Source organism: Micromonospora humidisoli (assembly GCF_016900955.1).
GTDB lineage: Bacteria > Actinomycetota > Actinomycetes > Mycobacteriales > Micromonosporaceae > Micromonospora > Micromonospora wenchangensis.
This window is the reverse complement of record NZ_JAFEUO010000001.1, coordinates 828086-849506: the sequence shown is the minus strand read 5'-3', so window position 1 is coordinate 849506 and position 21421 is coordinate 828086. Positions and strand designations below refer to the sequence as shown.

At 73.4% G+C, this 21421-nt stretch carries 22 protein-coding genes and 1 riboswitch; of the genes, 9 read left to right on the top strand and 13 right to left on the bottom strand.

Translation table 11 applies throughout. From position 1 onward, the window contains the following. Positions 1-12 precede the first annotated feature (12 nt). The gene (locus JQN84_RS03750; protein WP_204957322.1) at positions 13-936 is read right to left on the bottom strand and encodes an ornithine cyclodeaminase family protein; all 924 of its coding nucleotides are present in this window, start codon (positions 934-936) and stop codon (positions 13-15) included. A gap of 91 nt (positions 937-1027) precedes the next feature. Continuing rightward, positions 1028-1094: riboswitch (guanidine-III (ykkC-III) riboswitch) on the top strand. A gap of 58 nt (positions 1095-1152) precedes the next feature. Between JQN84_RS03750 and JQN84_RS03745 the strand changes: the two genes are divergently transcribed. Continuing rightward, the gene (locus JQN84_RS03745; RefSeq protein ID WP_204956957.1) at positions 1153-1467 is read left to right on the top strand and encodes a DMT family transporter; all 315 of its coding nucleotides are present in this window, start codon (positions 1153-1155) and stop codon (positions 1465-1467) included. A gap of 23 nt (positions 1468-1490) precedes the next feature. Here the strand turns inward: JQN84_RS03745 and JQN84_RS03740 are convergent, their stop codons facing one another. Then, positions 1491-2021 carry a DinB family protein gene (locus tag JQN84_RS03740; RefSeq protein ID WP_204956955.1) on the bottom strand — a complete coding sequence of 177 codons (531 nt, stop codon included), beginning with the start codon at positions 2019-2021 and terminating at the stop codon, positions 1491-1493. A gap of 143 nt (positions 2022-2164) precedes the next feature. On the opposite strand from JQN84_RS03740, the gene JQN84_RS03735 reads away from it, so the two are divergent. Then, entirely contained in the window at positions 2165-2410 is a 246-nt protein-coding gene (locus tag JQN84_RS03735) for a hypothetical protein (protein WP_204956953.1), read from the top strand. Between the two features lie 50 nt (positions 2411-2460). Here the strand turns inward: JQN84_RS03735 and JQN84_RS03730 are convergent, their stop codons facing one another. The 3 genes from JQN84_RS03730 to JQN84_RS03720 form a co-directional block, all read right to left on the bottom strand. After that, positions 2461-2904 carry a type 2 periplasmic-binding domain-containing protein gene (locus tag JQN84_RS03730; protein WP_204956952.1) on the bottom strand — a complete coding sequence of 148 codons (444 nt, stop codon included), beginning with the start codon at positions 2902-2904 and terminating at the stop codon, positions 2461-2463. 422 nt (positions 2905-3326) lie between these two features. Then, positions 3327-3926, bottom strand: a complete 600-nt coding sequence (locus JQN84_RS03725) for a hypothetical protein (RefSeq protein ID WP_204956951.1) — start codon at positions 3924-3926, stop codon at positions 3327-3329. A 202-nt stretch (positions 3927-4128) separates the two neighbouring features. Then, positions 4129-6600, bottom strand: a complete 2472-nt coding sequence (locus tag JQN84_RS03720) for an FtsK/SpoIIIE family DNA translocase (protein WP_204956950.1) — start codon at positions 6598-6600, stop codon at positions 4129-4131. 113 nt (positions 6601-6713) lie between these two features. Here JQN84_RS03720 and JQN84_RS03715 point away from each other — a divergent pair, with 113 nt between their 5' ends. Together JQN84_RS03715 and JQN84_RS03710 are read left to right on the top strand one after the other, a co-directional pair. Then, the gene (locus tag JQN84_RS03715) at positions 6714-7190 is read left to right on the top strand and encodes a type III secretion system chaperone family protein (RefSeq protein WP_204956949.1); all 477 of its coding nucleotides are present in this window, start codon (positions 6714-6716) and stop codon (positions 7188-7190) included. Next, a complete protein-coding gene (locus tag JQN84_RS03710; RefSeq protein ID WP_204956948.1) occupies positions 7187-8791 on the top strand; it encodes a type III secretion system chaperone family protein in 1605 nt (534 codons plus the stop codon). Before JQN84_RS03715 ends, JQN84_RS03710 begins: the two co-directional genes overlap by 4 nt. A gap of 84 nt (positions 8792-8875) precedes the next feature. Here JQN84_RS03710 and JQN84_RS03705 read toward each other — a convergent pair whose 3' ends face one another. After that, positions 8876-10075 (bottom strand): S1 family peptidase, encoded by a 1200-nt coding sequence (locus tag JQN84_RS03705; RefSeq protein WP_204956947.1) that lies wholly within the window; start codon positions 10073-10075, stop codon positions 8876-8878. Between the two features lie 183 nt (positions 10076-10258). Between JQN84_RS03705 and JQN84_RS03700 the strand changes: the two genes are divergently transcribed. Next, positions 10259-11137: a helix-turn-helix domain-containing protein gene (locus tag JQN84_RS03700; protein ID WP_204956946.1), complete on the top strand. Its 879-nt coding sequence runs from the start codon at positions 10259-10261 to the stop codon at positions 11135-11137. A gap of 203 nt (positions 11138-11340) precedes the next feature. After that, the gene (locus JQN84_RS03695) at positions 11341-12330 is read left to right on the top strand and encodes an SMP-30/gluconolactonase/LRE family protein (protein WP_204956945.1); all 990 of its coding nucleotides are present in this window, start codon (positions 11341-11343) and stop codon (positions 12328-12330) included. A gap of 74 nt (positions 12331-12404) precedes the next feature. Here JQN84_RS03695 and JQN84_RS03690 read toward each other — a convergent pair whose 3' ends face one another. From JQN84_RS03690 to JQN84_RS03670, 5 genes are all read right to left on the bottom strand, one after another. Further along, positions 12405-14093 (bottom strand): ribonuclease J, encoded by a 1689-nt coding sequence (locus JQN84_RS03690; RefSeq protein WP_145918435.1) that lies wholly within the window; start codon positions 14091-14093, stop codon positions 12405-12407. A gap of 52 nt (positions 14094-14145) precedes the next feature. After that, a complete protein-coding gene (dapA, locus tag JQN84_RS03685) occupies positions 14146-15072 on the bottom strand; it encodes a 4-hydroxy-tetrahydrodipicolinate synthase (RefSeq protein WP_204956944.1) in 927 nt (308 codons plus the stop codon). 46 nt (positions 15073-15118) lie between these two features. After that, positions 15119-15862: an FAD-dependent thymidylate synthase gene (gene thyX, locus JQN84_RS03680; RefSeq protein WP_204957321.1), complete on the bottom strand. Its 744-nt coding sequence runs from the start codon at positions 15860-15862 to the stop codon at positions 15119-15121. Between the two features lie 148 nt (positions 15863-16010). Further along, entirely contained in the window at positions 16011-16703 is a 693-nt protein-coding gene (locus JQN84_RS03675) for a DUF2752 domain-containing protein (protein ID WP_372445889.1), read from the bottom strand. 4 nt (positions 16704-16707) lie between these two features. Then, positions 16708-17937, bottom strand: coding sequence for a winged helix-turn-helix domain-containing protein (locus JQN84_RS03670; RefSeq protein WP_204956943.1), 1230 nt, complete (start codon positions 17935-17937; stop codon positions 16708-16710). A 77-nt stretch (positions 17938-18014) separates the two neighbouring features. On the opposite strand from JQN84_RS03670, the gene JQN84_RS03665 reads away from it, so the two are divergent. After that, a complete protein-coding gene (locus JQN84_RS03665; protein ID WP_204956942.1) occupies positions 18015-18566 on the top strand; it encodes a GNAT family N-acetyltransferase in 552 nt (183 codons plus the stop codon). On the opposite strand, the gene JQN84_RS03660 is transcribed toward JQN84_RS03665, so the two are convergent. Beyond that, the gene (locus JQN84_RS03660) at positions 18465-19802 is read right to left on the bottom strand and encodes a glycosyltransferase 87 family protein (protein ID WP_204956941.1); all 1338 of its coding nucleotides are present in this window, start codon (positions 19800-19802) and stop codon (positions 18465-18467) included. The two genes, JQN84_RS03665 and JQN84_RS03660, sit on opposite strands and share 102 nt — an antisense overlap. 36 nt (positions 19803-19838) lie before the next feature. On the opposite strand from JQN84_RS03660, the gene JQN84_RS03655 reads away from it, so the two are divergent. Further along, positions 19839-20423 carry a GNAT family N-acetyltransferase gene (locus JQN84_RS03655; RefSeq protein WP_204956940.1) on the top strand — a complete coding sequence of 195 codons (585 nt, stop codon included), beginning with the start codon at positions 19839-19841 and terminating at the stop codon, positions 20421-20423. A gap of 73 nt (positions 20424-20496) precedes the next feature. Then, entirely contained in the window at positions 20497-20877 is a 381-nt protein-coding gene (locus JQN84_RS03650; protein ID WP_145918428.1) for a VOC family protein, read from the top strand. 13 nt (positions 20878-20890) lie between these two features. On the opposite strand, the gene JQN84_RS03645 is transcribed toward JQN84_RS03650, so the two are convergent. Continuing rightward, positions 20891-21361 carry a GNAT family N-acetyltransferase gene (locus JQN84_RS03645; protein WP_204956939.1) on the bottom strand — a complete coding sequence of 157 codons (471 nt, stop codon included), beginning with the start codon at positions 21359-21361 and terminating at the stop codon, positions 20891-20893. Between the last annotated feature and the right edge of the window lie 60 nt (positions 21362-21421).

The following is a 21421-nucleotide window of genomic DNA, read 5'->3' as shown; positions in this document are numbered from 1 at the left end:
ACGCGCCGGCGGTCAGACCGGCGTCGCGCCCACCCGGACCAGCCGGTCCAGCAGGGCGACCTCGGTGCCGGCCAGGCCGGTGGAGCAGAACACCGACACCTGGTCCGCGCCGGTGCGGCCGGGGACCGCGCCGGCCAGCACCGCCCCCAGGTCACGCAACCTGCCCGGGTACGGCCCGACGGCGGTCAGCATCGGCGGGTCGTACGCCGCCGCCTGGGCCGGCGAGTCGGTGACCAGCACGTCGGCGGCGTCGAGCAGGTCGGTGCCGAACTCGTGCCGGTGCACCTGCTTGAAGCCGACGGTGTTGACGTGGGTGCCCGGGGCGAGGTCGGCGGCGGCCAGCACCGGGGTGACGCTGGTGGTGGCGAGCACCACCACGTCCCGGTCGCGGACCGCCTCGGCGGCGCAGCCGACGGCGCGGGCGGGTATCCCCAGCTCGGCGCGGACCCGGGCGGCGAACGCCTCGCGGCGGGCCACCGAGCGGCTGTGCACGGTCACCTCACGCAGGGGCCGGACGGCGGCGGTCGCCCACACCTGCGTCCACGCCTGACCGCCGGAGCCGATCACGCCCAGGGTGGCGGCGTCCGGGCGGGCCAGCGCGTCGACGGCCACCGCGCCCAGCCCACCGGTACGCCGGGAGCCCAGCTCCGCGCCGACGGCGATGGCCCGTACCGCGCCCGTCCGGGCGTCGTGCAGCACCACCAGTTGCTCGCCGGCCGGGTGGCCGAGGGTGTCGTACGAGCGGAAGCCGTACCACTCGTCGGTGAGCTGCCCGGCGGTGAGCACCATCCGCCCGCCGGCCAGCGGTGCGGAGGCCCGGGGTGGCGCGACGAGCCGGCCGGCGTGGGCGGCCAGCAGGGCGTCCCGCATCGCCGCGACGGTGGTCGGCGAGTCCAGGGTGGCGGCGACCTGCCGGTCGTCGAAGAGCAGCGTCATGCTCCCCATGCTGCGACCTCAAGCTGACTTCAACTCAAGGTGTGGTGGGGAGGATCACCCCACCCCGGCGGCCGGCGGTGCTAGCGTCGGTCGTGGTGGCCCGCGCGGCCACCCCGGACGAGTCGCGGGCGTACCCGGTCAGGCCAAGACGCCCCGTACCTGACCGACTCGTCCCCGGCCGACGGCCCGGGACCCGCACCCCCGAGGTGATGCCCGATGGCCTGGATCGTGCTGGTGCTCTCCGGACTCCTGGAGACCGCGTGGGCGGTCTCCCTCGACCGCAGCGCCGGGTTCACCCGGCCGCTGCCCTCGGCCGTCTTCGCGGTCACCCTGGTCGCCAGCATGGCCGGCCTGGCGTACGCGCTGCGCGACATCCCCGTCGGCACCGGCTACGCGGTCTGGGTGGGCATCGGGGCGGTCGGCACCGCCGTGGTCGGCATGGTCGCCCTCGGCGAGTCGACGAGCCTGCCCCGGCTGCTCAGCCTGCTGCTGGTGGTGGCCGGCGTGATCGGCCTCAAGCTCTTCCACTGAGCGGGCCCGGGGAACCGCCCGGGTCAGGGCGCGTCGCCCGCGTGCCGCAGCAGCCGGAGCTGACCGATCTCGGCGACGTTCTTCATCAGCTCGGCGTTCACCCAGCCGACCATGTGGGCCACGGTGTACGCCGGGTCGTCCCGCCACGGGAACGACGCGGTCGCGTCGAGATCGGCGTCGCCGAGCTGGTCCAACACCGCCAACCACGCGGTACGCAGGTCGCCCAGCCATGCCACCGTCCGGTCCCGGTCACCGGGCCAGTCGATCTCGGTACGCTCCCGCGGCCGACGCCCCCGCGCATGGTCCACGGCGACCGTCCACCACCAGCCGATGTGCCAGGTGATCCAGCCGATCGTCGGGACGGGGACCGGGTCGGGCTCGACGTCCGCCCAGTCCGGCACCCATCCACCGTCGGCAGCCGGGCGCATCGTCCAGCAGTGCGGCACCGGCTCCCAGAGCAGGTCCGCCGGCTCCAGACGTTCCAGGTGGTACTCGAACAGGGACCAGGTCAGCTCGAACTGCGACCGCAGCAGGTCACGACGGGATGCCGGCATCGGGTGACCCTGTCATACCGTCCGGCCCCGGATCGACCGGAATTCCCGCGCCGGCACCGCATCGCCGCCCGGTGCGTAGTTTCCGTCCGGTGTGGGTAGTGATCGATCACCACAGCAACCAGCCCCCGACCACGGAGGACGTCATGGCCGACACCCACGCCCCCGCCCGCCCGCGTACCAACGCCGCCCGCATCTGCACCATCCTGGCGTTCGTCTTCGCCGTCGTCGCGCTGCTGATCGCGCCGGTCATCTTCGGCATCATCGGCCTGGCGCTCGGCATCGTCGGTGCGGTGCTCGGCGACAAGCCACTCGGCTGGTACGCGGCCGCCGCGAACGTGGCCGCCATCGTCCTGAGCCTCGTGCTGATCAGCGCCATGCTGAACAGCTGACCCGACACCTCTTCGCGCAGGGCCTGCCGGCACCCCGGCAGGCCCTGCGTTCAGCAGGGGTCGAGGTTGCGCGGATCGGGTCGACTGGCGTCCTCCAGTTCCGGCGGAAAGTCATGGTTACGGTAGTACGTGCGCCAGGTTCCGCTGTTGATGAACGTTCTGATCGACTCAGTAAGCAGCTTGCACATCGCCATGTCGCCACGCTTGAAGCCGATGCCGTACTCCTCGGACTTGCCGAAGGAGAGATCCGGCACCACCTCCACCGCCCCCGCCTCAGCCCTGACGAATCCGTACAGGATCAACAGGTCCGTGGAGACCGCATCCACCTGGCGTGCCTTCAGCCGATCGACGCACTCCTGGAAACCGTCGAGCAGCGTGAGCCTGGTGACCCCCTGTTCACCAAGTTGCTCCTCGGAGGTGGTGCCGGCCACCGTACACACCGACATCGGCTGCAGATCGTCTGTGGACTGGATACGTTTGTCGCCGGCCCGCACCAACACGCCCTGTCGGGTTTTGAGATAGGGCCGGCCATCCCTACCAAGGTGCGACGTTTGTCGGTGATCGAGTACGTGGATATGACGATGGTCTCGCCGGCGACGTCTTCCTGGATGACCTTCTCACGGAACCTGGAGGCCACCACGAAGGGCTTCGCGTTCCAATCACGCTGATCCACCAACCATTGCACCAGCTCGGCATCGAAACCGTCGAATTTCCCCACTCCGGTCATCAGACTGAAGCCGGGCTGGTCCCCATCCACGCCGATGGACTTGACGAGCGGACCGCCCGGCCGCACCACCGGCGTCGGGGTTGCTGTCGGCTCCACCACCGGCGCAGCAGGGCAGCCGGCGAGAAGCATCACGAACGCCGGCCCCACCCACGACCACTTGCGCCACCCCGCCATCGGCGACTCCCTGGGCTAGTTGAAGAGAACTGCCTGTTGCACGACCAACCGGTAGGAGCACTCGGAGTCGTCGCGTCGGACACCGACCTTGACCTCCGCCCGCCTGGTCGCACCGGCCAGGGGCAACTTCGCCTCCTTGCCCGAGCGCACCTGGACCGTTGCCGCCGCCACCCCGTCGACGGTCGGCTGCAGAGTCAGCACTGCCGGCCCTGCGCAGTTGCCGGTCTCCTGAACGTTTTCGAGAGCGAGCGTCAACGCCAGCCATCGCCGTCGAGGGGGGTCACCGGGTACCGGCAGCGTCAACTCGGTGCCGGGGCCGAAGGCGGCAACGGGCACGGCCTCGGCCATGTCGACGGTGACGTTGAGATTGTTGCGCCCACTGACCCGCCACACCACCACGGTGCACACACAGGCCAGGACCGCCGCCACGATAGCCACCCACAACCGCCGCCACCGTAGGTGGACGGGAGGGCGGGCCGCCCGGGGACGCCATCTCTTTTCGTAGACGGTGACCAGAAGGGACACCAGGGCCGCCGTGAGGCTCAGCACCTGGGCGATATCGTTCCCTTTCGTTCCCAGGGCGAGAAGATAGACGGTGCCCGCTCCGAGTCCCACCACGAGGAGCAGAATTCCCCCCAGGGACGACCAGGTGCCCTGAGTATCTGCGCCGCGGGAATCCGCACTGCGAGCAGATACTTCGTCCGGCACGGATCCCCCTGGCCCCGGTGATATCGGATGCCCACTCTAAGGCACCGACACCCCACGAACCTCCATACCTCGATTGTCGTTCTTCCGATAAACGATGGTTAAGGGAGGCTCAGTCCACGTCGCCGCGCAGCCCCTCCAGGACCTCTTCCAGCTCGTCCGGCTTGACCAGCACGTCGCGGGCCTTGGAACCCTCGGACGGGCCGACCACCCCCCGGGTCTCCATCAGGTCCATCAACCGGCCCGCCTTGGCGAAGCCGACCCGCAGCTTGCGCTGGAGCATCGAGGTGGAGCCGAACTGCGAGGTCACCACCAGCTCCACCGCCTGCACCAGCAGGTCCAGGTCGTCGCCGATGTCCTCGTCGATCTTCTTCTTGCTGTCCTGCGCCGGGGCCAGCACGTCGGAGCGGAATTCCGGCTCGCGCTGGTCCTTGCAGAACTTCACCACGTCGGCGATCTCGCGCTCGGTCACCCAGGCGCCCTGGATGCGGACCGGCTTCGACGCGCCCATCGGCAGGAACAGCCCGTCGCCCCGGCCGAGCAGCTTCTCCGCGCCCGGCTGGTCGAGGATGACCCGGGAGTCGGCGAGCGACGAGGTGGCGAACGCCAGCCGGGACGGCACGTTCGCCTTGATCAGGCCGGTGACCACGTCGACGCTCGGCCGCTGGGTGGCCAGCACCAGGTGGATGCCGGCGGCGCGGGCGAGCTGGGTGATCCGGACGACCGAGTCCTCCACGTCGCGCGGGGCGACCATCATCAGGTCGGCCAGCTCGTCCACGATCACCAGCAGGTACGGGTACGGCCGCATCTCCCGCTCGCTGCCCGGTGGGGCCTTGATCTCGCCGTTGCGCACCTTGCGGTTGAAGTCGTCGATGTGCCGGACCCCGTTGGCGGCGAGGTCGTCGTAGCGCATGTCCATCTCGCGCACGACCCACTCCAGCGAGTCGGCCGCCTTCTTGGCGTTGGTCACGATCGGGGTGACCAGGTGCGGGATGCCCTCGTAGCCGGTCATCTCGACCCGCTTGGGGTCGATCAGCAGCAGCCGCACCTCGTCCGGCGTGGCCCGGGTCAGGATGGACACCAGCAGGGTGTTGAGGCAGCTCGACTTGCCCGCGCCGGTGGCACCGGCGATCAGGATGTGCGGCATCTTCGCGAGGTTGGCCACCACGAAGCCGCCCTCGATGTCCTTGCCGAGGGCCACCACCATCGGGTGGTGGTCGCTGGTGGCGGCCCGGGACCGCAGCACGTCACCGAGGGCGACGTTCTCCGGGTCGGTGTTGGGGATCTCCACCCCGACCGCGCTCTTGCCCGGGATGGGGCTGAGGATGCGTACGTCGGGCGACTTCACCGCGTACGCGATGTTGCGGGAGAGCTGGGTGATCCGCTCGACCTTGACCCCATGCCCCAGCTCGACCTCGTACCGGGTGACGGTGGGGCCCCGGGTGAAGCCGGTGACCTCGGCGTCCACCCCGAACTGGTCGAAGACGCCGGTCAGTGCGGCGATCACCTCGTCGTTGGCCTTGCTGCGGGTCTTCGGGGCCGCGCCACCGGTGAGCATGTTGGCCGGCGGCAGCACGTAGTCGCCGGCCAGCCCGGTCAGCGCGAGCTGCTCGGCGCGGGTGGGCGGGGCGGAGTGCTCAGGCGGCTCCACCGGCTTGCGGCTGGCCGGCACCCGGCTCGCCGGCCGGCGGGGCAGCACGATCGTCTCCTGGAGGTCGACCTCCGGGCCGACGTCGTCGAAGTCGTCCGGGTCGGGCGGCGGGGGCGCAGCCTTGCGGGCCGGGCGTTTACGGGCCGGCTTCGCGACGGCCTCCGTCGGCTCCGCGTCCTCCTCCGTCGGGGCCTCGGGCGGGGCGACCAGCGTGCCGGCGAGCAGCCCGAGCCGTTCCGGGATCTTATTGATCGGGGTGGCGGTCACCACCAGCAGGCCGAAGACGAGCAGCAGGATCAGCAGCGGCATCGCCACCCAGGCGGTCACCGCCCGCTCCAGCAGGTTACCGATGCCGGCGCCGACGAGGCCACCGGCGTAGTCACGCTGCACCGGGTCGACCGGATTCTGTCCGATGTGCAGCATCGCCGCCGTGGCGACCAGCATGGAGCCCCAGCCGACCAGGCCCCGGCCCCGGTGCTCCAGGTCCACCGGGGTCCGCATCAGCCGCCACGCGCCGATCATCAGCAGCACCGGCACCACCACCGCGATCGCGCCCAGGAACAGGCGTACGGTGTCGGCCAGCCGCGCGCCGAACGGGCCGGCGCCGGAGAACCAGATCGCCACCGCGCTCAGGATGGCCAGCCCGAACAGCAGCAGACCGGCACCGTCGCGGCGGTGTTCCGGGTCCAGCTCCCGGGCGGAGGCGGCCTGCCGGCCGGCGGCCCGGAAGCCCCAGCCGACCCCGTGCGCCAGGCCCATCCACAGTGCCCCGACGGCCCGGCCCACGTACGCCGCCGGAGCGGGCCGGGGGGCCGGTCGCCGCCGGGCCGTCGCCCGGGTGGTCTTCTTCGCCGGCTGACGGGCACGACTGTTCGTGGTGCCGCGCGGCGACGCGCCGCGTCGCCGGCTCGCCTGAGAGGTACGGCCCGCCATAGAGTCACCGTAACGGCGTGACCCGGCAGACCGCCGCTTTTCCGGGTCGTGTCCGCGCGTCGCAGCACGGACCACGCCCGCAGACGTGTTATTCGCCTCAGAAGGGATGCCCGATGGCGTCGCCTGCTTTCGCGGACCGTCCCGACCCCCTGGCGGGTGACCCGCAGGCCCTGCGTCCGCTGACCACCGAGCTGGTCGCCGCCGTGCTGGGCACCCGGGGGTACGTCGTGGTCGCCGACGGGGACGGGGACCTGGTGGGCCGCTGGGACGACAGCCTGATCTGGTTCCTGCGCCAGGGCGGCCAGGGCGAGCTGCTCCAGGTCCGCACCCTGACGGCGGCGACCTTCGACATCGAACACGTCCCGGCGCTCTACGCCTTCTGCAACGGGTGGAACCACGAGCGGTTCTGGCCGAAGGCGTTCGTGCACGTCGACGACGACGGCCGGGCCCAGGTCTGCGGTGAGGTGATCACCGACCTGGAACGCGGGGTCACCCCGCACCAGCTCGACCGGTTGCTCGACTGCGGCATCACCGCCGGCTGCCAGCTCGCCGCCGCCGTCGGCCAGCTACCCGGCCGGACGCCCGGATGACCGGCGGGTTCACTCCCGGGGCGGACGGGCCGCCCGCGCCGCGCGACCCGGGCCTGGCCGCCGCGTTCGCCGACGCCGGGGACCTGCCCGACGGGGAGGCCCGGCTGGCCGAACTCGACCGGATCGCCGCCCGCGCCGACGCGCTCGGCGACCCGCACTCCGCCCTGGACGCCCGGTTCGCGCTGGTGGCGGCGTACCTGCGACACGGTGGCCGGTGGCGGATCATCGAGCCGGTACGCCGCCTGCTGGCCGCCGTGGACCGGTCCCCCGACCTGCTCGACGCCCGCCCCGGTGACGCGGAACTGCTGCGCCGGCACCTGCGCCAGGCGGTGGAGGCCGCCATCGGCACCCCCCGGATCGGGCTGGACCAGGCCAACGCCCTGCTCGACGCGCTGGCCCACCGGGTCGGCGCGGAGGCCGGCGTGGTCGCCCAGCTGCGCTGCCGGCTCGCCGACCACACCGGCGACGAGCCCACCGCCCGCCTGTGGTACGACAGGTGGACGGCCGCCGCGCCGGACCCGGAGGCCGGCTGCCCCGCCTGCCTGGCCGTACGCCGCGCCGAACTGCTCGCCGGCTGGGGCGACGACCGGGCCGCGTTGGCGGCGCTGCGTCCCGCGCTCGACGCCGGGGTCGACTGCACCGACCAGCCGGAACGGGCCCTCGCGGTGGGGCTGCTGCCGTGGCTGCGCACCGGGGCGGCCGGTCGGGCCGCGACGGCGCACCTGCGGGCGTACCGGCGGCACCGGCGGGAACGCGCCGCGTTGCCGTACCTGGCCGCGCAGTTGCGGTTCTGCGTGCTGGCCGGGCACCCGGACCGGGCGCTGGACCTCCTCGCCGAGCAGCTGCCCCGGCTGGACCACCCCTACGACGACCTGTCGGCGCTGGAGTTCGCCGCCGCCGGGGCGCTGGTCTGCACGCTCGCCGCCGAGTCCGGCCTCGACGCCCGCCGGATCCGCCGCCCCGGCCACGCCGACCGGCCCGCCGCCGACCTGGACGTGGCGACCCTCAGCGTCGACCTGCTGGCCGAGGCGACCCGGCTGGCGGGCAGCTTCGACGCCCGCAACGGCACCGGGCACCACGCCGGCCGGATCGCCGCCTGGCTGGCCGAACGGCCGACCGGCGACCCGGTGCCCCTGCCGACGCCGGAGAGCGTCGAGGACCCGGCCGACGAACCGTTCCTGCCCTCGGCCGAGGAGCCGGCCCCGCTGAGCCTTTCGCAGCTCACCGCCGTGCTGGACACCCGGGGCGACGTGTACGCCGTCGACGCCGGTGGTGTGGTGGTCGGCCGCTGGGACGAGGCGGTCGTGCAGTTCCGCCTGCTGGGCCGGGACGGGGAGATCCTGCACGCCCGGGTGGTGGCGGCCCGGCGGCTGGCGGCGGGTCGGCTCGCCGAGGCGTACGAGTTCTGCAACGCGTGGAACCACGACCGGCTGCTGCCGAAGGCGTACGTGCACGAGCTGCCCGGCGGTGAGCTGGTGCTGGCCGGCGACGTCACCACCGACCTGGCGCACGGGGTGGCCCCGGCGCAGCTCGGCATCCTGGTCGACGCGGCGGTGAGCACCGGCGTCGCATACGCCGCCGCGGTCGCCGCCCTGCCCTGACCGCCACCGGCCGACGGAGACGGGAGCGGCCCCCGGCCTCCGGGCGGTGGAGGTCGGGGGCCGCGGTACCGGGGCGCGGGGCGGTTACCTGCCGCGTCGCGTCGCCTGCTGGCCGCCGTTCGCGGTGACCAGGGTCAGGTTGTTGCGCTGGAGGATCTCGTTGACCGGCTGGAAGAACGTGACGCCGCCGACGGTGCAGTCACCGGAGCCGCCGGAGGTGACGCCCTGCGCCTGGTCACCGGCGATCCACGAGCCACCGGAGTCGCCCGGTTCGGCGCAGACGTCGGTCCGGGTCAGGCCGGTCACCGTCCCCTCCGGATAGTTGACGGTGGCGTTGCGGGCCTGGACGACGCCGCACCGGGCCCCGGTGGTCGAGCCGGAACGGCAGATCGACGCGCCGGGCGGCACCTCGACGGAGCCGTTGACCGGCACCGTACCGCCGTTGAAGTCGCTGACCACCCCCTGCGGGGTCCACTGGCCGTTGGTGCGCACGAACGCCCAGTCGTCACGCGGGAACGACGACGCCGCGAACACCCCCTGCCGGGCCTGGTTGAACCCGGTGGTGCGGTCACCGACCCGGCCGCAGTGTCCGGCGGTGACGAACCCGCCCACCACGGAGAAGCCGATCGAACAGCGGCCGACGTCGTTGATGAAGAACGGGTCACCGCCGACCAGGTCGAACAGCGGTCGCGGCTGCTCCCGGGAGGTGGTGACCCGCACCGCGTCCGCCGGGGCCCCGCTGCCCGCCGCCCACCGGCGGGCCCGCGCCTCGGCACCCGGCTGGGCGAGCACCACCACGGAGTTGCTGGCGACGTCGACGTACCAGCCGGTGATGGCCGGGGACGCCTGCCCGCCCACCGCGTCGAGCCGGGTCTTCGCCGCGTCCAGCTCGCTGACGGCCCGGTCGACCGGCTTCGGCACCGCACCGGCGGCCCGGACCCGGTCGGCCTGGGCGGGGTCGGCGACCGCCACGTTGAGGGTGGACCCGTCGCCGCTGAGCCAGGCCCCGCCGTAGTCGCTGCCGAGGGCCGCCCGCAGCCCGGCCAACCGGGCCGTCGCCTGCTGCTCCACGGTCAACCGCCGGACCGCCTGGTCCCGGCTGATCCGCAGGTCACGGCTGAGCGCGTCCACCACCTCGGGGGCCGGCCCACCGGCCGCGCGGGCGTCGGTGCCCCCGGCGCGGGGCGTGCCCTGGTCACCGGCGAACGACGGCAGGGTCACCGCCGCCGTCAGTCCCGCTGCCGCCAGCACGACGCCGATCGCTGTCATCCGTCTGCGGTCCATCCGCCATGCTCCTTTCGGCCGACGCGGGGTACGCCCACCGGACGGGGGTACGCAGCCGGCCCGCGAACGGATGAGCCGATCCACAGTTATCGACGTACGGTGACCGTCGGGTCACGCATTCCCGCGCTGCCTGTCCCCCGCAGGGTGTGGTTGGCCGGGTGGCCGCTGCCGATACTGGGAGCCATGCAGGCGCGACGACAACTCGGCGAGTTCCTCCGCTCCCGACGCTCCCGGCTCAGCCCGCAGGAGGCCGGGGTGCCCACCTACGGCGGCCGACGGCGGGTGCCGGGGCTGCGCCGGGAGGAGCTGGCCCTGCTCGCCGGGGTGAGCGCCTCCTACTACGCGCGGCTGGAGCAGGGGCAGGCCACGAACGCCTCACCCGAGGTGCTGGACGCGCTCAGCCGGGCGCTGCGGCTCGACGCCGCGGAACGCCGCCACCTGTCCGGGCTGGCCGCCGCCCCCCGTCGCCCGGCCGTCCGCCGGCCCCCGCCGGAACGGGTCGACGCCGCGGTGCACGACCTGGTCGCCGCGTTGGGGGACGTGCCCGTGCTGGTGCTCGGCCGGCGGCTCGACGTGCTGGCCTGGAACACCGCCGGGCACGCCCTGTTCGCCGGGCACCTGGAACCCGACATGGTGAACCGGCCGGACCGGCGACCCAACATGGCCCGGCTGGTCTTCCTCGACGCGCACACCCGTGAGCTGTACGTCGACTGGCAGGCCAAGGCGCGGGCTGTGGTGGCGACCCTGCGGATGGCCTCCGGGCAACACCCGACGGATCCGCTGCTGGCCGCGCTGGTGGGCGAACTGGCGGTGGGCAGCGCCGAGTTCGCCGCCCGGTGGGCCGACCACCGGGTCAAGGCCGGCGGCACCGCCACGTACGCGATGCGGCACCCGCTGGTCGGCACGCTGACCGTCACCCAGCAGAACCTGCGCACCGAGGACGACCAGACGGTCGTCGTCGCCACCACCGCACCGGGTTCCCCGTCGCAGGCGGCGATGACCCTGCTGGTGCACGCCACGGTCACCGGCCGCGCCATCGCCCGGCAACCGCTGCCCGGCTGACCCTCCACTCCCGATCCCGGCGGCGTCGACAGGGTGCCGCCGTCCCACCCGGCCGCGCCGGGCCCGCCACCGGACCGTGTGGTCCGGCGGGGGTCGGCGCTGCCCGACACCACGCGACGACGGCGCTCCGCACGGGGCGTCCGGCCGTCCGTGCCCGACACCGGACCCGATCGGCGGGTCCGCACACCCACGAAGGACGAACCATGCGCAGAAGAATCCGTACCCTCGCGGTGGCCGTCGCGGCAGTCGGCGTCCTGGCCGCACCGGCGACGCAGATGGCACCGGCGGTCGCCGGCCCGTCGGGAACCGTCCCGGCCGCCACCGGCCCGTCGACCCTGCCGGCCCGGATCGCGGTCCACTTCGACCCGACGACGGGACAGCTGCCGGAGAACATCGTGTGGGCCCCGGACGGCACCGCCTACCTCACCTTCGCGGCGGCCCGGCAGGTCGTCGCCGTCGACCCGGCGGGCCGGACCCGGGTGCTGGCCACCCTGCCCGCCCCCGCCGACGGCGGCGTGCACACCCCGGTGCTCGGCTTCGCCCTGACCACCGGGATCGTCCGGACCGGCGACGGCACCCTGTACTTCCTGTACGCCAGCGGTGACGCCGCCAGCACCGGCCTCTACCGGTTGACGCCCGGTCAGCCGCCCCGACGGATCGCCGCGTTGCCCGCCACCGGGCTGCCCAACGGGCTGGCGCTCGACCCGACGGGCCGGACGTTCTACCTGACCGACTCGGTGCTCGGCACCATCTCCACGGTGCCGTTGGCCGGCGGCCCGGCCCGGATCTGGTCGTCGGCGTCCGCCCTCGCCGCGACGGGCTTCCTCGGCGTCAACGGGGTCAAGGTGCGCGGCGGCGCGGTCTGGGTGACCAACCTGGACCAGGGCACCCTGCTGCGGATTCCGCTGCGGCAGGGCCGCCCGGGAGCCGTCGAGGTCAGGGCGACCGGACTGGTCGGCATCGACGACTTCGCGTTCACCGCCGACGGCCGGGTCGTCGCCGCCCTCAACGGGCCCAACACGGTGGTCGGCATCGACCACGACGGGCGGACCAGGACCCTGCTGACCGGTGCCGACGGGCTCCAGAACCCCACCTCGGTGGCCGTACGCGGACACACGGTCCTGGTGGCCAGCGCCGCCTACGTCACGGCGACCGACCCCAACCTGATCGTGGCCACCCTGCGCCACCGCTGAACCGACCGGACAACGGGCCGGCCACCGTCGTGACGACGGTGGCCGGCCCGCAGCGTCCGGGTGGGGGAAGCCGCTCAGACCTCGACGACGGTCGGGACGATCATCGGGCGGCGGCGGTACGCGTCGTTGACCCAGCGCCCCACGGTGCGCCTGACGATCTGCTGGAGCTGGTGCGGGTCGGTGATGCCGTCCGCGGCGGCCCGGTTCAGCGCCTCGGTGACCAGCGGGATCACCGGGTTGAACGCGGCCGGGTCCTCGGAGAAGCCCTTCGCCGACAGGGTCGGGCCGGCGACCACCTTGCCGGTGACCGAGTCGACGACGACGGTGGTGGCGATGAAACCGCCGTCGCCGAGGATCCGCCGCTCGGTGAGCAGCGACTCGCTGACGTCGCCCACGGCCAGGCCGTCGACGTAGACGTACCGGCTCTTCACGTGCCCGACCACGCTGGCCCGGCCCTCGACCAGGTCGACGACGTCGCCGTCCTCGCAGATCACCACCCGGTCCGGGGCGACCCCGGACTCGATGCCGAGGCGGGCGTGCGCCCGCAGGTGCCGCCACTCGCCGTGTACCGGCATCAGGTTGCTCGGGCGCACCACGTTGAGCAGGTAGAGCAGTTCACCGGCGGGGGCGTGCCCGGAGACGTGCACCTTGGCGACGTCCTTGTGCACCACCACCGCGCCGGCCCGGGCCAGCCGGTTGATCACCCGGTAGACCGAGGTCTCGTTGCCGGGGACCAGCGACGAGGCGAGCACGACCGTGTCGCCGGGGGCGATGGTGATGTGCCGGTGGTCGCCGCTGGCCATCCGGCCCAGGGCGCTCATCGGCTCGCCCTGCGACCCGGTGGACATCAGCACGATCTGGTCGGGCGGCAGCGTGGTGGCCTCCTCGATCCCGATCACCAGACCGGCCGGGATGTTGAGCAGGCCGAGGTCGCGGGCGATGCCCATGTTGCGGACCATCGAGCGGCCGATCAGCGCCACCTTGCGGCCGTGCTCCAGCGCCGAGTCGAAGACCTGCTGCACCCGGTGCACGTGCGAGGCGAACGAGGCGACGATGATCCGCCCCTTCGCCTTCGCGAAGATCGAGTCGAGCACCGGCCCGATCTCCCGCTCCGGGGTGACGAAACCGGGGATCTCGGCGTTGGTGGAGTCCGACAGGAGCAGGTCGACACCCTCCGCGCCGAGCCGGGCGAAGCCGGCCAGGTCGGTGATCCGGCCGTCCAGCGGCAGTTGGTCCATCTTGAAGTCACCGGTGTGCAGCACCAGGCCGGCGGGGGTACGCACGGCCACCGCCAGGGCGTCCGGGATCGAGTGGTTGACCGCGAAGAACTCGCACTCGAACGGCCCCAGCCGCTCCCGGCCGCCCTCGCGGACGGTCAGCGTGTAGGGCTGGATCCGCCGCTCGGCCAGCTTCGCCTCGACCAGGGCGAGGGTGAACTGGGAGCCGACCAGGGGGATGTCCGGCTTGTGGGCGAGCAGGTACGGCACCGCGCCGATGTGGTCCTCGTGACCGTGGGTCAGCACGATCGCCTGCACGTCGGCCAGCCGGTCCAGGATCGGCCCGAAGTCGGGCAGGATCAGATCCACCCCGGGCTGCTCCACGTCGGGGAAGAGCACCCCGCAGTCGACGATCAGCAGCTTGCCGTCGTACTCGAAGACTGTCATGTTCCGGCCGATGGCACCGAGTCCGCCGAGCGGGATGATCCGCAGCCCGCCCTCGGGCAGCGGCGGGGGCAGTTCACCCTCGAATTGCGCCTCGGTCACGCGTCCACCTCATTCTGCGACGCCGTAACCCGGCGTCCGTCGTGTCGTTCGATCATTCGGGCAGGTCCAGGCCCGCCGCCGCGCAGTCCGCGCGCAGCAGGGCCAGTTCGTCGTCGGTGGCGTCCACCAACGGCGGACGCACCGGACCGGCGGGCAGGCCCAGTACGTTCAGGCCCGCCTTCACCAGGATGGTGCCCGGGCTGCGGAAGATCCCGGTGAACAGCGGCAGCAGCCGCCGGTGCAGGGCCAGCGCCGTGCCGGTGTCACCCGCGTCGTACGCCTCGATCATCTGCTTGGCGAGCGCGCCGGTGAAGTGGGTCGACGTGCCGACCAGTCCGACCCCGCCGACCGCCAGGGTGGGCAGGGTGAGCGAGTCCTCGCCGCTGTAGAAGGCGAGGTCGGTACGGCTGGTCACCCAGCCGGTGGCGGTCAGGTCGCCCTTGGCGTCCTTGACCGCGACGATCCGCTCGTGTGCGGCGAGCCGCACCAGCGTCTCGGTCTCGATCGGCACCCCGGCGCGGTGCGGGATGTCGTACATCATGATCGGCAGGCCGGTGCCGTCGGCGACGGCGGTGAAGTGCGCCACCAGCCCCCGCTGCGGCGGCCTGCTGTAGTAGGGGGTCACCACCAGCAGGCCGTGCGCGCCGGCCTTCTCGGCCGCGGCGGCCAGCTCGATGGTGTGCCGGGTGTCGTTGGTGCCGACACCGGCCACGATCTGCGCCCGGTCACCGATCGCCTCGACCACCGCCCGGATCAGCGTCTCCTTCTCCGCGTCCGAGGTGGTGGGCGACTCGCCGGTGGTGCCGTTGAGCACCAGCGCGTCGTTGCCCTGCTCGTCGACCAGGTGGGTCGCCAGCCGGACGGCGCCGTCGAGATCAAGGGAGCCGTCGGCGGTGAACGGGGTCGCCATCGCGGTGAGCAGTCGCCCGAACGGGCGCGACACGCCCCGGTCGGGGGCGGCAGGGTGGTCGTGCGTCATGCTCACAACCTAGCGGACGAGCACCGGACAGCCGGTGGGGAAGGGCTCAGGACAGCTGTGCGTGCGGGCTGGTCGCCACCTCGGTGCCGTCGGGCAGCGTCGAGACGACGAAGTCGGCGAAGACGTTCGGGGCCACCCGCTGGAGCTGCCGCAGACACTCCACGGCCAGCTCACGGATCTCCACGTCGGCGTGCTCGGTGGCCCGCATCCCGATGAAGTGCCGCCAGGCGCGGTAGTTGCCGGTGACCACGATCCGGGTCTCGGTGGCGTTGGGCAGCACCGCCCGCGCCGCCTGCCGGGCCTGCTTGCGGCGCAGCGTCGGGTTGGGCTCGTCGGCGAACCGCTGCTCCAACCCCTCCAACAGCTCGGTGTACGCCCGCACGCTCGCCTCGGCGGCCTCGACGAACCGCTTGTGCAGCTCCGGGTCGTCGGCGATCACCGCCGGCTCGACCATCGCCGCGTCCCGCTCCGGGACGTAGCGCTGGGAGAGCTGGGAGTAGGAGAAGTGCCGGTGCCGGATCAGCTCGTGGGTGAACGAGCGGGACACCCCGGTGAAGTAGAACGTCACGCTGCCGTGCTCCAGCACCGACAGGTGCCCGACCTCCAGGATGTGCGCCAGGTAGCCGGCGTTGGTGGCGGTCGCCGGGTTCGGCTTCTTCCAGCTCTGGTAGCAGGCCCGGCCGGCGAACTCGGCGAGCGCCTGGCCGCCCTCGGCGTCGGTCGACCACGGCACGTCGTCGGGGGCCTGGAACTGGGTCCACGCGATCAGCTGCACCTGGGGCTGCACCATCTCCGGCATTCCTGCGACTGTAGTGGCCCGGTGGGCTGCGGGGAAACTCGGGCCACCGCGCTGACCAGCGAGATCATGGACAGTTCCGCCCCGGGCCGGCGGCGGGTGGCCAACGTCTCCCACCCGATTCCGGCCGGGCCGCAGCCGGTCAGACGTAGAGCGCGGTGAACGGCGCCCAGGGCAGGTTGCGCAGCACCGAGAACGCCATCCAGACCGCGAGGAACCCGCCGATCACCGGGGAGCTGAGCCGCAGCTCGGGCAACCGCCACCCGAACGCCTGCCGGCCCGCCCAGGCGACGAAGAGGTACGCCAGGAAGGGCACCGCGAAGACGAACACGGCGTGGTGGCGGGCGGCGGCCGGCAGGTCGGCGTGCAGCAGGTACCACAGCGCGCGGGTGCCCCCGCAGCCCGGACAGTCCAGCCCGGTGGTCAGCTTGAGCAGGCAGCTCGGCGCGGCGTCCGGGTCGCTGGTGGTCGGGTCACTGACCAGCGCGTAACCCATGCCCGCGGCGACGCAGCCGAGCGCGGCCAGCGGCGCCGCCCAGCGCGGCGAACGGGCGTGCAGCCGGAGCACGAACCGGGTCAGCCGGTCCGGCTCGGGTGGCTGCCACACCACCGGCGGCCCCGCCGACCAGGACCCGGGCGGCAGCCCGTCGACGCCCGCGCCCGGGTGGAGGTACGGGTCGGTCGGCGTGCCGACGGGGTACGGACCGGTCGGCGTGCCGACGGCGGGCGGGTCGCTCAGCGTGTGGGTGGTGCCGGCCGGTGTGGCACCGGTCGACGTCGGATCGGTGCCCTGCCCCGACCGGGTCGGCCCGGTCGGCCCGTCAACGCTCGTCACGGCCTCACGGTACACCGGTGAGGCTGCGCAACGCGGCGGTCAGCGGGGCGGCCAGGTCACCGGCCGCCGGTGGGGCGACCGCGTCCAGGCCGAGCCAGCCGGCGAGCCGGTGCAGTTCGGCGGCGAGCGCGACGGCGGTCTCCCCCGGGGCGACGCCGGGCTCCTGCCAGGCCGCCGGCACCAGCAGCACCCCGGCCCTGCGGTCGGCCTTGAGGTCGACCCGGGCGGTGAACCGTTCGCCCTGCAGGAACGGCAGCACGTAGTAGCCGTGCACCCGTTGCGCCGCCGGCACGTAGATCTCGATCCGGTAGCCGAAGCCGAACAGCCGCTCGGTGCGGGCCCGCTGCCAGACCAGCGGGTCGAACGGGCTGACCAGGGTGTTGCCCCGCACCCACCGGGGCAGCCGGGCGTCGACGTGCCGCCAGGCCGGCTGCCGCCACCCCTGCACCGTCACCGGCACCAGCTCACCGGCCTCGACCAGGTCGGCGACCGCCTGCCGGGCACCGGCCAGCGGGAGCCGGAAATAGTCCCGCAGCTCCGGCTCGGCGGCCACCCCCAGCGACCGGGCGGCCACCGCGACCAGGGTGCGGTACGCCTGCGCGTCGGTCGGCGTGGGGGCGTCGAGCGCGGCTGCCGGCAGCACCCGTTCGGGCAGGTCGTAGCGGCGGGCGAAGGAGGGCGTCCGGTCGGCGGCGGTGACCTCGCCGGCCCAGAACAGGAACTCCAGTGCCCGCTTGACCGCTGACCAGTTCCAGCCCCAGTTGCCGGTCTCCCGGGGCGCGTCGTGTTCGATCTCGGCGGCGGTCAGCGGCCCGGCGGCGGCCACCTCGTCGCGCACCCAGGCGACCAGTTCGGGCTGCTCGGCGGCGATCCGGCGCATCCCGCCCCAGGCGTCGTCGCGGGCCTTGGCCATCCGCCAGCGCAGCGCGGCGTGCAGCCCCACCGGCACCAGGGACGCCTCGTGCCCCCAGTATTCGAACAGCTCACGCGGGCGGCGGTAGGCGGCGGTGTCGAGCAGGCCGGTCGGGTAGGGGCCGAGCCGGCTGTAGAGCGGCAGGTAGTGCGCGCGTTGCAGCACGTTCACCGAATCCATCTGGATCAGCCCGACCCGGTCGAGCACCCGGCGCAGGTGGCGGCGGGTGGGCGTGCCGGCGGGCGGCGGGTCGGCGAAGCCCTGGGCGGCGAGCGTCATCCGCCGGGCCTGGGCGAGCGAGAGCGATTCCGGTGCGGCCATCGCGACGACCCTAGACCAGTGGTACGACACCGGAGCGGACACTGGACCGACCGCCCGTCGGGGCATAGAACGGACGCATGCTCACCATCCGCCGCGAGGAGCCCGACGACGCCGAGGCGATCGCCCGGGTGCACATCCACGGCTGGCAGGCCGGGTACGCCGGCATCATGCCGGCCGAGGTGCTGGCCCGACTCAACCCGGTGGCCTGGGCGCAACGCCGACGGGACGTGGGCACGGCCGACCCGGAGCACCCGTTCACCACCCTGCTCGCCGAGATCGACGGGCTGCCTGCCGGGTTCACCACCTTCGGGCCGTACCGCAACAACCAGGACCGGGGCGATCTCGACCCGGCGTACGGCGAGGTGCTGGCGATGTACGTCGAGCCGGCCCACTGGGGCGACGGCACCGCGCAGGCCCTGTTCGCCGCCGCCCGCGACGGGCTGGCGGCACGCGGCTGGCGGGAGTACCGGCTCTGGGTCCTCGCCGACAACGCCCGCGCCCGCCGGTTCTACGAGCGGGCCGGGCTGTCAGTCGACGGCGAGCGGTCCCGTTACCAGGTGCCGCTGGCCGGTGGCGGCCCCCCGGTCCACCTCGACGAACTGCGCTACACCGGCCGGTTGCCCGGCTGAGCCGGCCGGCCGCCGCCCGACGGCGGGGTCGACCGGTCCGACCGGGTCGCCGGGCCCGCCACCGACCGGTGCCGCCCAGGTGCGGATCGGCAGCAGCACCAGCAGGGCCAGGCTGATCCAGACGTAGGTGTTGCTGCCCAGGAAGCCGCCGACCCCGGTGAAGTCCTTCTCCCACGCCCAGACGATCCGGCTGCACAGCAGCACGTAGGAGACCACCGCGAGGGCCAGCAGCGCCCGCCGCCGCAGGCTGCCGGCGGGCGCGGCGACCGCGTTGTCGACCAGCAGGATCAGCGCCGGGATCAACCAGACCAGGTGGTGTACCCAGGTGACCGGGCTGACCAGGCACATCAGCGCGCCGGTCAGGGCCAGCCCGGTGGCCTCGTCGCCGACGGCCACGGCGGCCCGGCAGCGCCAGCCCCAGACCGCCAGGGTGACCAGCACCAGCGCCAGCCAGGCCAGGGTGCTCGGATGTTCCGGGTTCAGCCGGGCCACCACCCCGCGCAGCGACTGGTTGGACACGAACGCCAACTCGCCCACCCGGTCGGTGTTCCACAGCGCCGACGTCCAGAACTCCCGGGCGGCGTCGGGAAAGAGGGCCGCGGCGAGCAGGGTGGCCGCCGCGGCGGCGGCGACGGCGGTGCCGGCGGCCCGGAACCGCCTGGTGACCAGCAGGTAGACGATGAACACGCCAGGGGTCAGCTTGATCGCGGTGGCCAGCCCGATGCCCACCCCGGCCCATCTGTTACCGGCCGGCAGCAGCCGCAGCAGGTCCACCGCCACCAGGAAGAGCAGCAGCATGTTGACCTGGCCGAAGTTGACCGTCTCCCGCATCGGCTCGAACGCGGCGGCCAGGCAGAGCGCCACCGCCAGGACGAACCACCGCGTCCAGCCGGCCCGCCGGGCGACCGGGTCGAGCAGCCACCAGACCAGCACCGCGCTGACCACCACCGTGGCGGCCACGCTGACGGTGATCGCGACCGGCCACGGCAGGTACGCCATCGGCAGCATCACCAGGGCGGCGAACGGCGGGTAGGTGAAGCCGTACTGGGTGCCGGGCTTGAGGTAGTCGTAGATCTCGCCGTGGTCGTGCACCCAGAAGGTCAGCGCGCCGTAGTAGACCTTCAGGTCGAAGAAGCCGTGCCGGACGGCCGCCACGGACAGGAAGGCGGCCACCGCGACGGCGAGCACCACCACCGCGACGACCTGCCCGGTCGTGCGCCTGGCCCCCTGCGCCACCGTCGTCTCCCTCGCTGTGGCCTAGGCTTTCGTGCCATGGCTCTGGGGTACGTCCGCCCGGCGCGTCCCGAGGACGCCGCCGAGATCGCCCGTGTGCAGCTCGCGACCTGGCGGGTCGCGTACCGTCGGCTGCTGCCCCGGCACGTGCTCGACAACCTGGACGAGGCGTGGCTCGCCCGGCGGTGGAGCGCGGCGGTGCAGGAGCCGCCCTCGGCCGCACACCGGGTGCTCGTCGCCGTGGAACAGGCCGAGCAATCCTATCTGGTGGGGTTCGCGGCTTCCGGGCCGGCGGACGCCGAAGCGCTCGCCCCGGGCGAGCCGGCCACCGCGCTGGGGGCCGAGGTGGTCGCGGTGACCGACCTGCTGGTCGAGCCGCGCTGGGGCCGGCGCGGGCACGGCAGCCGGCTGCTCACCGCCGCCGTGGACGCCTGGCGCGGCGACGGGTTCACCCATGCGGTCGCCTGGGCGTTCGACGGCGACGAGGCGACCCGTAGGTTCCTCACCAGCACCGGCTGGGAGCCGGACGGCGCGGCCCGCGCGCTGGACGTCGACGACATGCTCGTCCCCCAGGTACGGCTGCACGTCGCGGTGCCCACCGAGCCGGACGACGACACGCCCTGATCCGGCCGGTTCTGTCGGCCCGTCCTGGTAGACCGGAGGCGGCGGTACGCCACCGACGGTGAGGGAGACGGGCATGTTCCGGGAGACGAAGGCGTTCAGCGGGTTCTCGGCCGACGACACCGACCGGGCCCGGGAGTTCTACGCCGGCACCCTCGACCTGCGGGTGTCGCAGCTCGGCGGCCCCGGTGGGCTGCTGATGCTGCACCTGGCCGGCGACCGGGACGTGGTGGTCTATCCCAAGGCCGACCACGTGCCGGCGACGTTCACCGTGCTCAACTTCCCGGTGGCCGACGTCGACCGGGCGGTCGACGAGCTGACCGCACGCGGGGTGCGGTTCGCGCGCTACCCGGGGCTGCCGCAGGACGACCGGGGGATCATGCGCGACAACGGGCCGACGATCGCCTGGTTCACCGACCCGGCCGGCAACATCCTGTCGGTGATCGAGCAGGAGTGATCCCACCGCCGGGTCAGCGGCGCAGTTCGGCGACCAGTTCGTCGTCCTCCACCACGCCGGTGGGGACGAAACCCAGCGCGGTGTAGAGCCGGGCGGCGGCCGTGTTGTCCGGGTGGTACGACAACCGGACGGGGTGCCCGCCGTCCGGCCCGCCCAGCCAGTCGGCGAGGGTGCGTACGGCGGCCCGGCCCACCCCCCGGCCCTGCTCGGCGGCGTCGATGAGCATCCCGCCGATCCACCGCGACCCGTCGTCGTCCACGCCCCACATGACGTGGCCCGCCACGGTCTCGTCGGCGTGCACCGCGAGCGACGTCCAGACCTCGGAACGCGCGGTCAGCACCAGGTAGCGGGCCGCCAGCGCCGGTACCCAGTCCCGCTGGTCGTCGCGGGGGGCCAGGTCGGCCACCGCCCGCCAGTTGTCGTCGTCCACCGGACGCAGGGTGACCCGCCGCCCGAGCCGATCGGTATGTCCGGAATCCAGCACCGGGGCAGCCTAGGGGCCGGGCCGGCGCACCGCCAACGAATTCGCCGCCGCCGCATCCGG

Coding starts and splice junctions, on each gene's coding strand:
- JQN84_RS03750 (WP_204957322.1), bottom strand. CDS start 936: ATGACGCTGCTCTTCGACGACCGGCAGGTCGCCGCCACCCTGGACTCG.
- JQN84_RS03745 (WP_204956957.1), top strand. CDS start 1,153: ATGGCCTGGATCGTGCTGGTGCTCTCCGGACTCCTGGAGACCGCGTGG.
- JQN84_RS03740 (WP_204956955.1), bottom strand. CDS start 2,021: ATGCCGGCATCCCGTCGTGACCTGCTGCGGTCGCAGTTCGAGCTGACC.
- JQN84_RS03735 (WP_204956953.1), top strand. CDS start 2,165: ATGGCCGACACCCACGCCCCCGCCCGCCCGCGTACCAACGCCGCCCGC.
- JQN84_RS03720 (WP_204956950.1), bottom strand. CDS start 6,600: ATGGCGGGCCGTACCTCTCAGGCGAGCCGGCGACGCGGCGCGTCGCCG.
- JQN84_RS03715 (WP_204956949.1), top strand. CDS start 6,714: ATGGCGTCGCCTGCTTTCGCGGACCGTCCCGACCCCCTGGCGGGTGAC.
- JQN84_RS03710 (WP_204956948.1), top strand. CDS start 7,187: ATGACCGGCGGGTTCACTCCCGGGGCGGACGGGCCGCCCGCGCCGCGC.
- JQN84_RS03705 (WP_204956947.1), bottom strand. CDS start 10,075: ATGGACCGCAGACGGATGACAGCGATCGGCGTCGTGCTGGCGGCAGCG.
- JQN84_RS03700 (WP_204956946.1), top strand. CDS start 10,259: ATGCAGGCGCGACGACAACTCGGCGAGTTCCTCCGCTCCCGACGCTCC.
- JQN84_RS03695 (WP_204956945.1), top strand. CDS start 11,341: ATGCGCAGAAGAATCCGTACCCTCGCGGTGGCCGTCGCGGCAGTCGGC.
- dapA (WP_204956944.1), bottom strand. CDS start 15,072: ATGACGCACGACCACCCTGCCGCCCCCGACCGGGGCGTGTCGCGCCCG.
- thyX (WP_204957321.1), bottom strand. CDS start 15,862: ATGGTGCAGCCCCAGGTGCAGCTGATCGCGTGGACCCAGTTCCAGGCC.
- JQN84_RS03670 (WP_204956943.1), bottom strand. CDS start 17,937: ATGGCCGCACCGGAATCGCTCTCGCTCGCCCAGGCCCGGCGGATGACG.
- JQN84_RS03665 (WP_204956942.1), top strand. CDS start 18,015: ATGCTCACCATCCGCCGCGAGGAGCCCGACGACGCCGAGGCGATCGCC.
- JQN84_RS03655 (WP_204956940.1), top strand. CDS start 19,839: ATGGCTCTGGGGTACGTCCGCCCGGCGCGTCCCGAGGACGCCGCCGAG.
- JQN84_RS03650 (WP_145918428.1), top strand. CDS start 20,497: ATGTTCCGGGAGACGAAGGCGTTCAGCGGGTTCTCGGCCGACGACACC.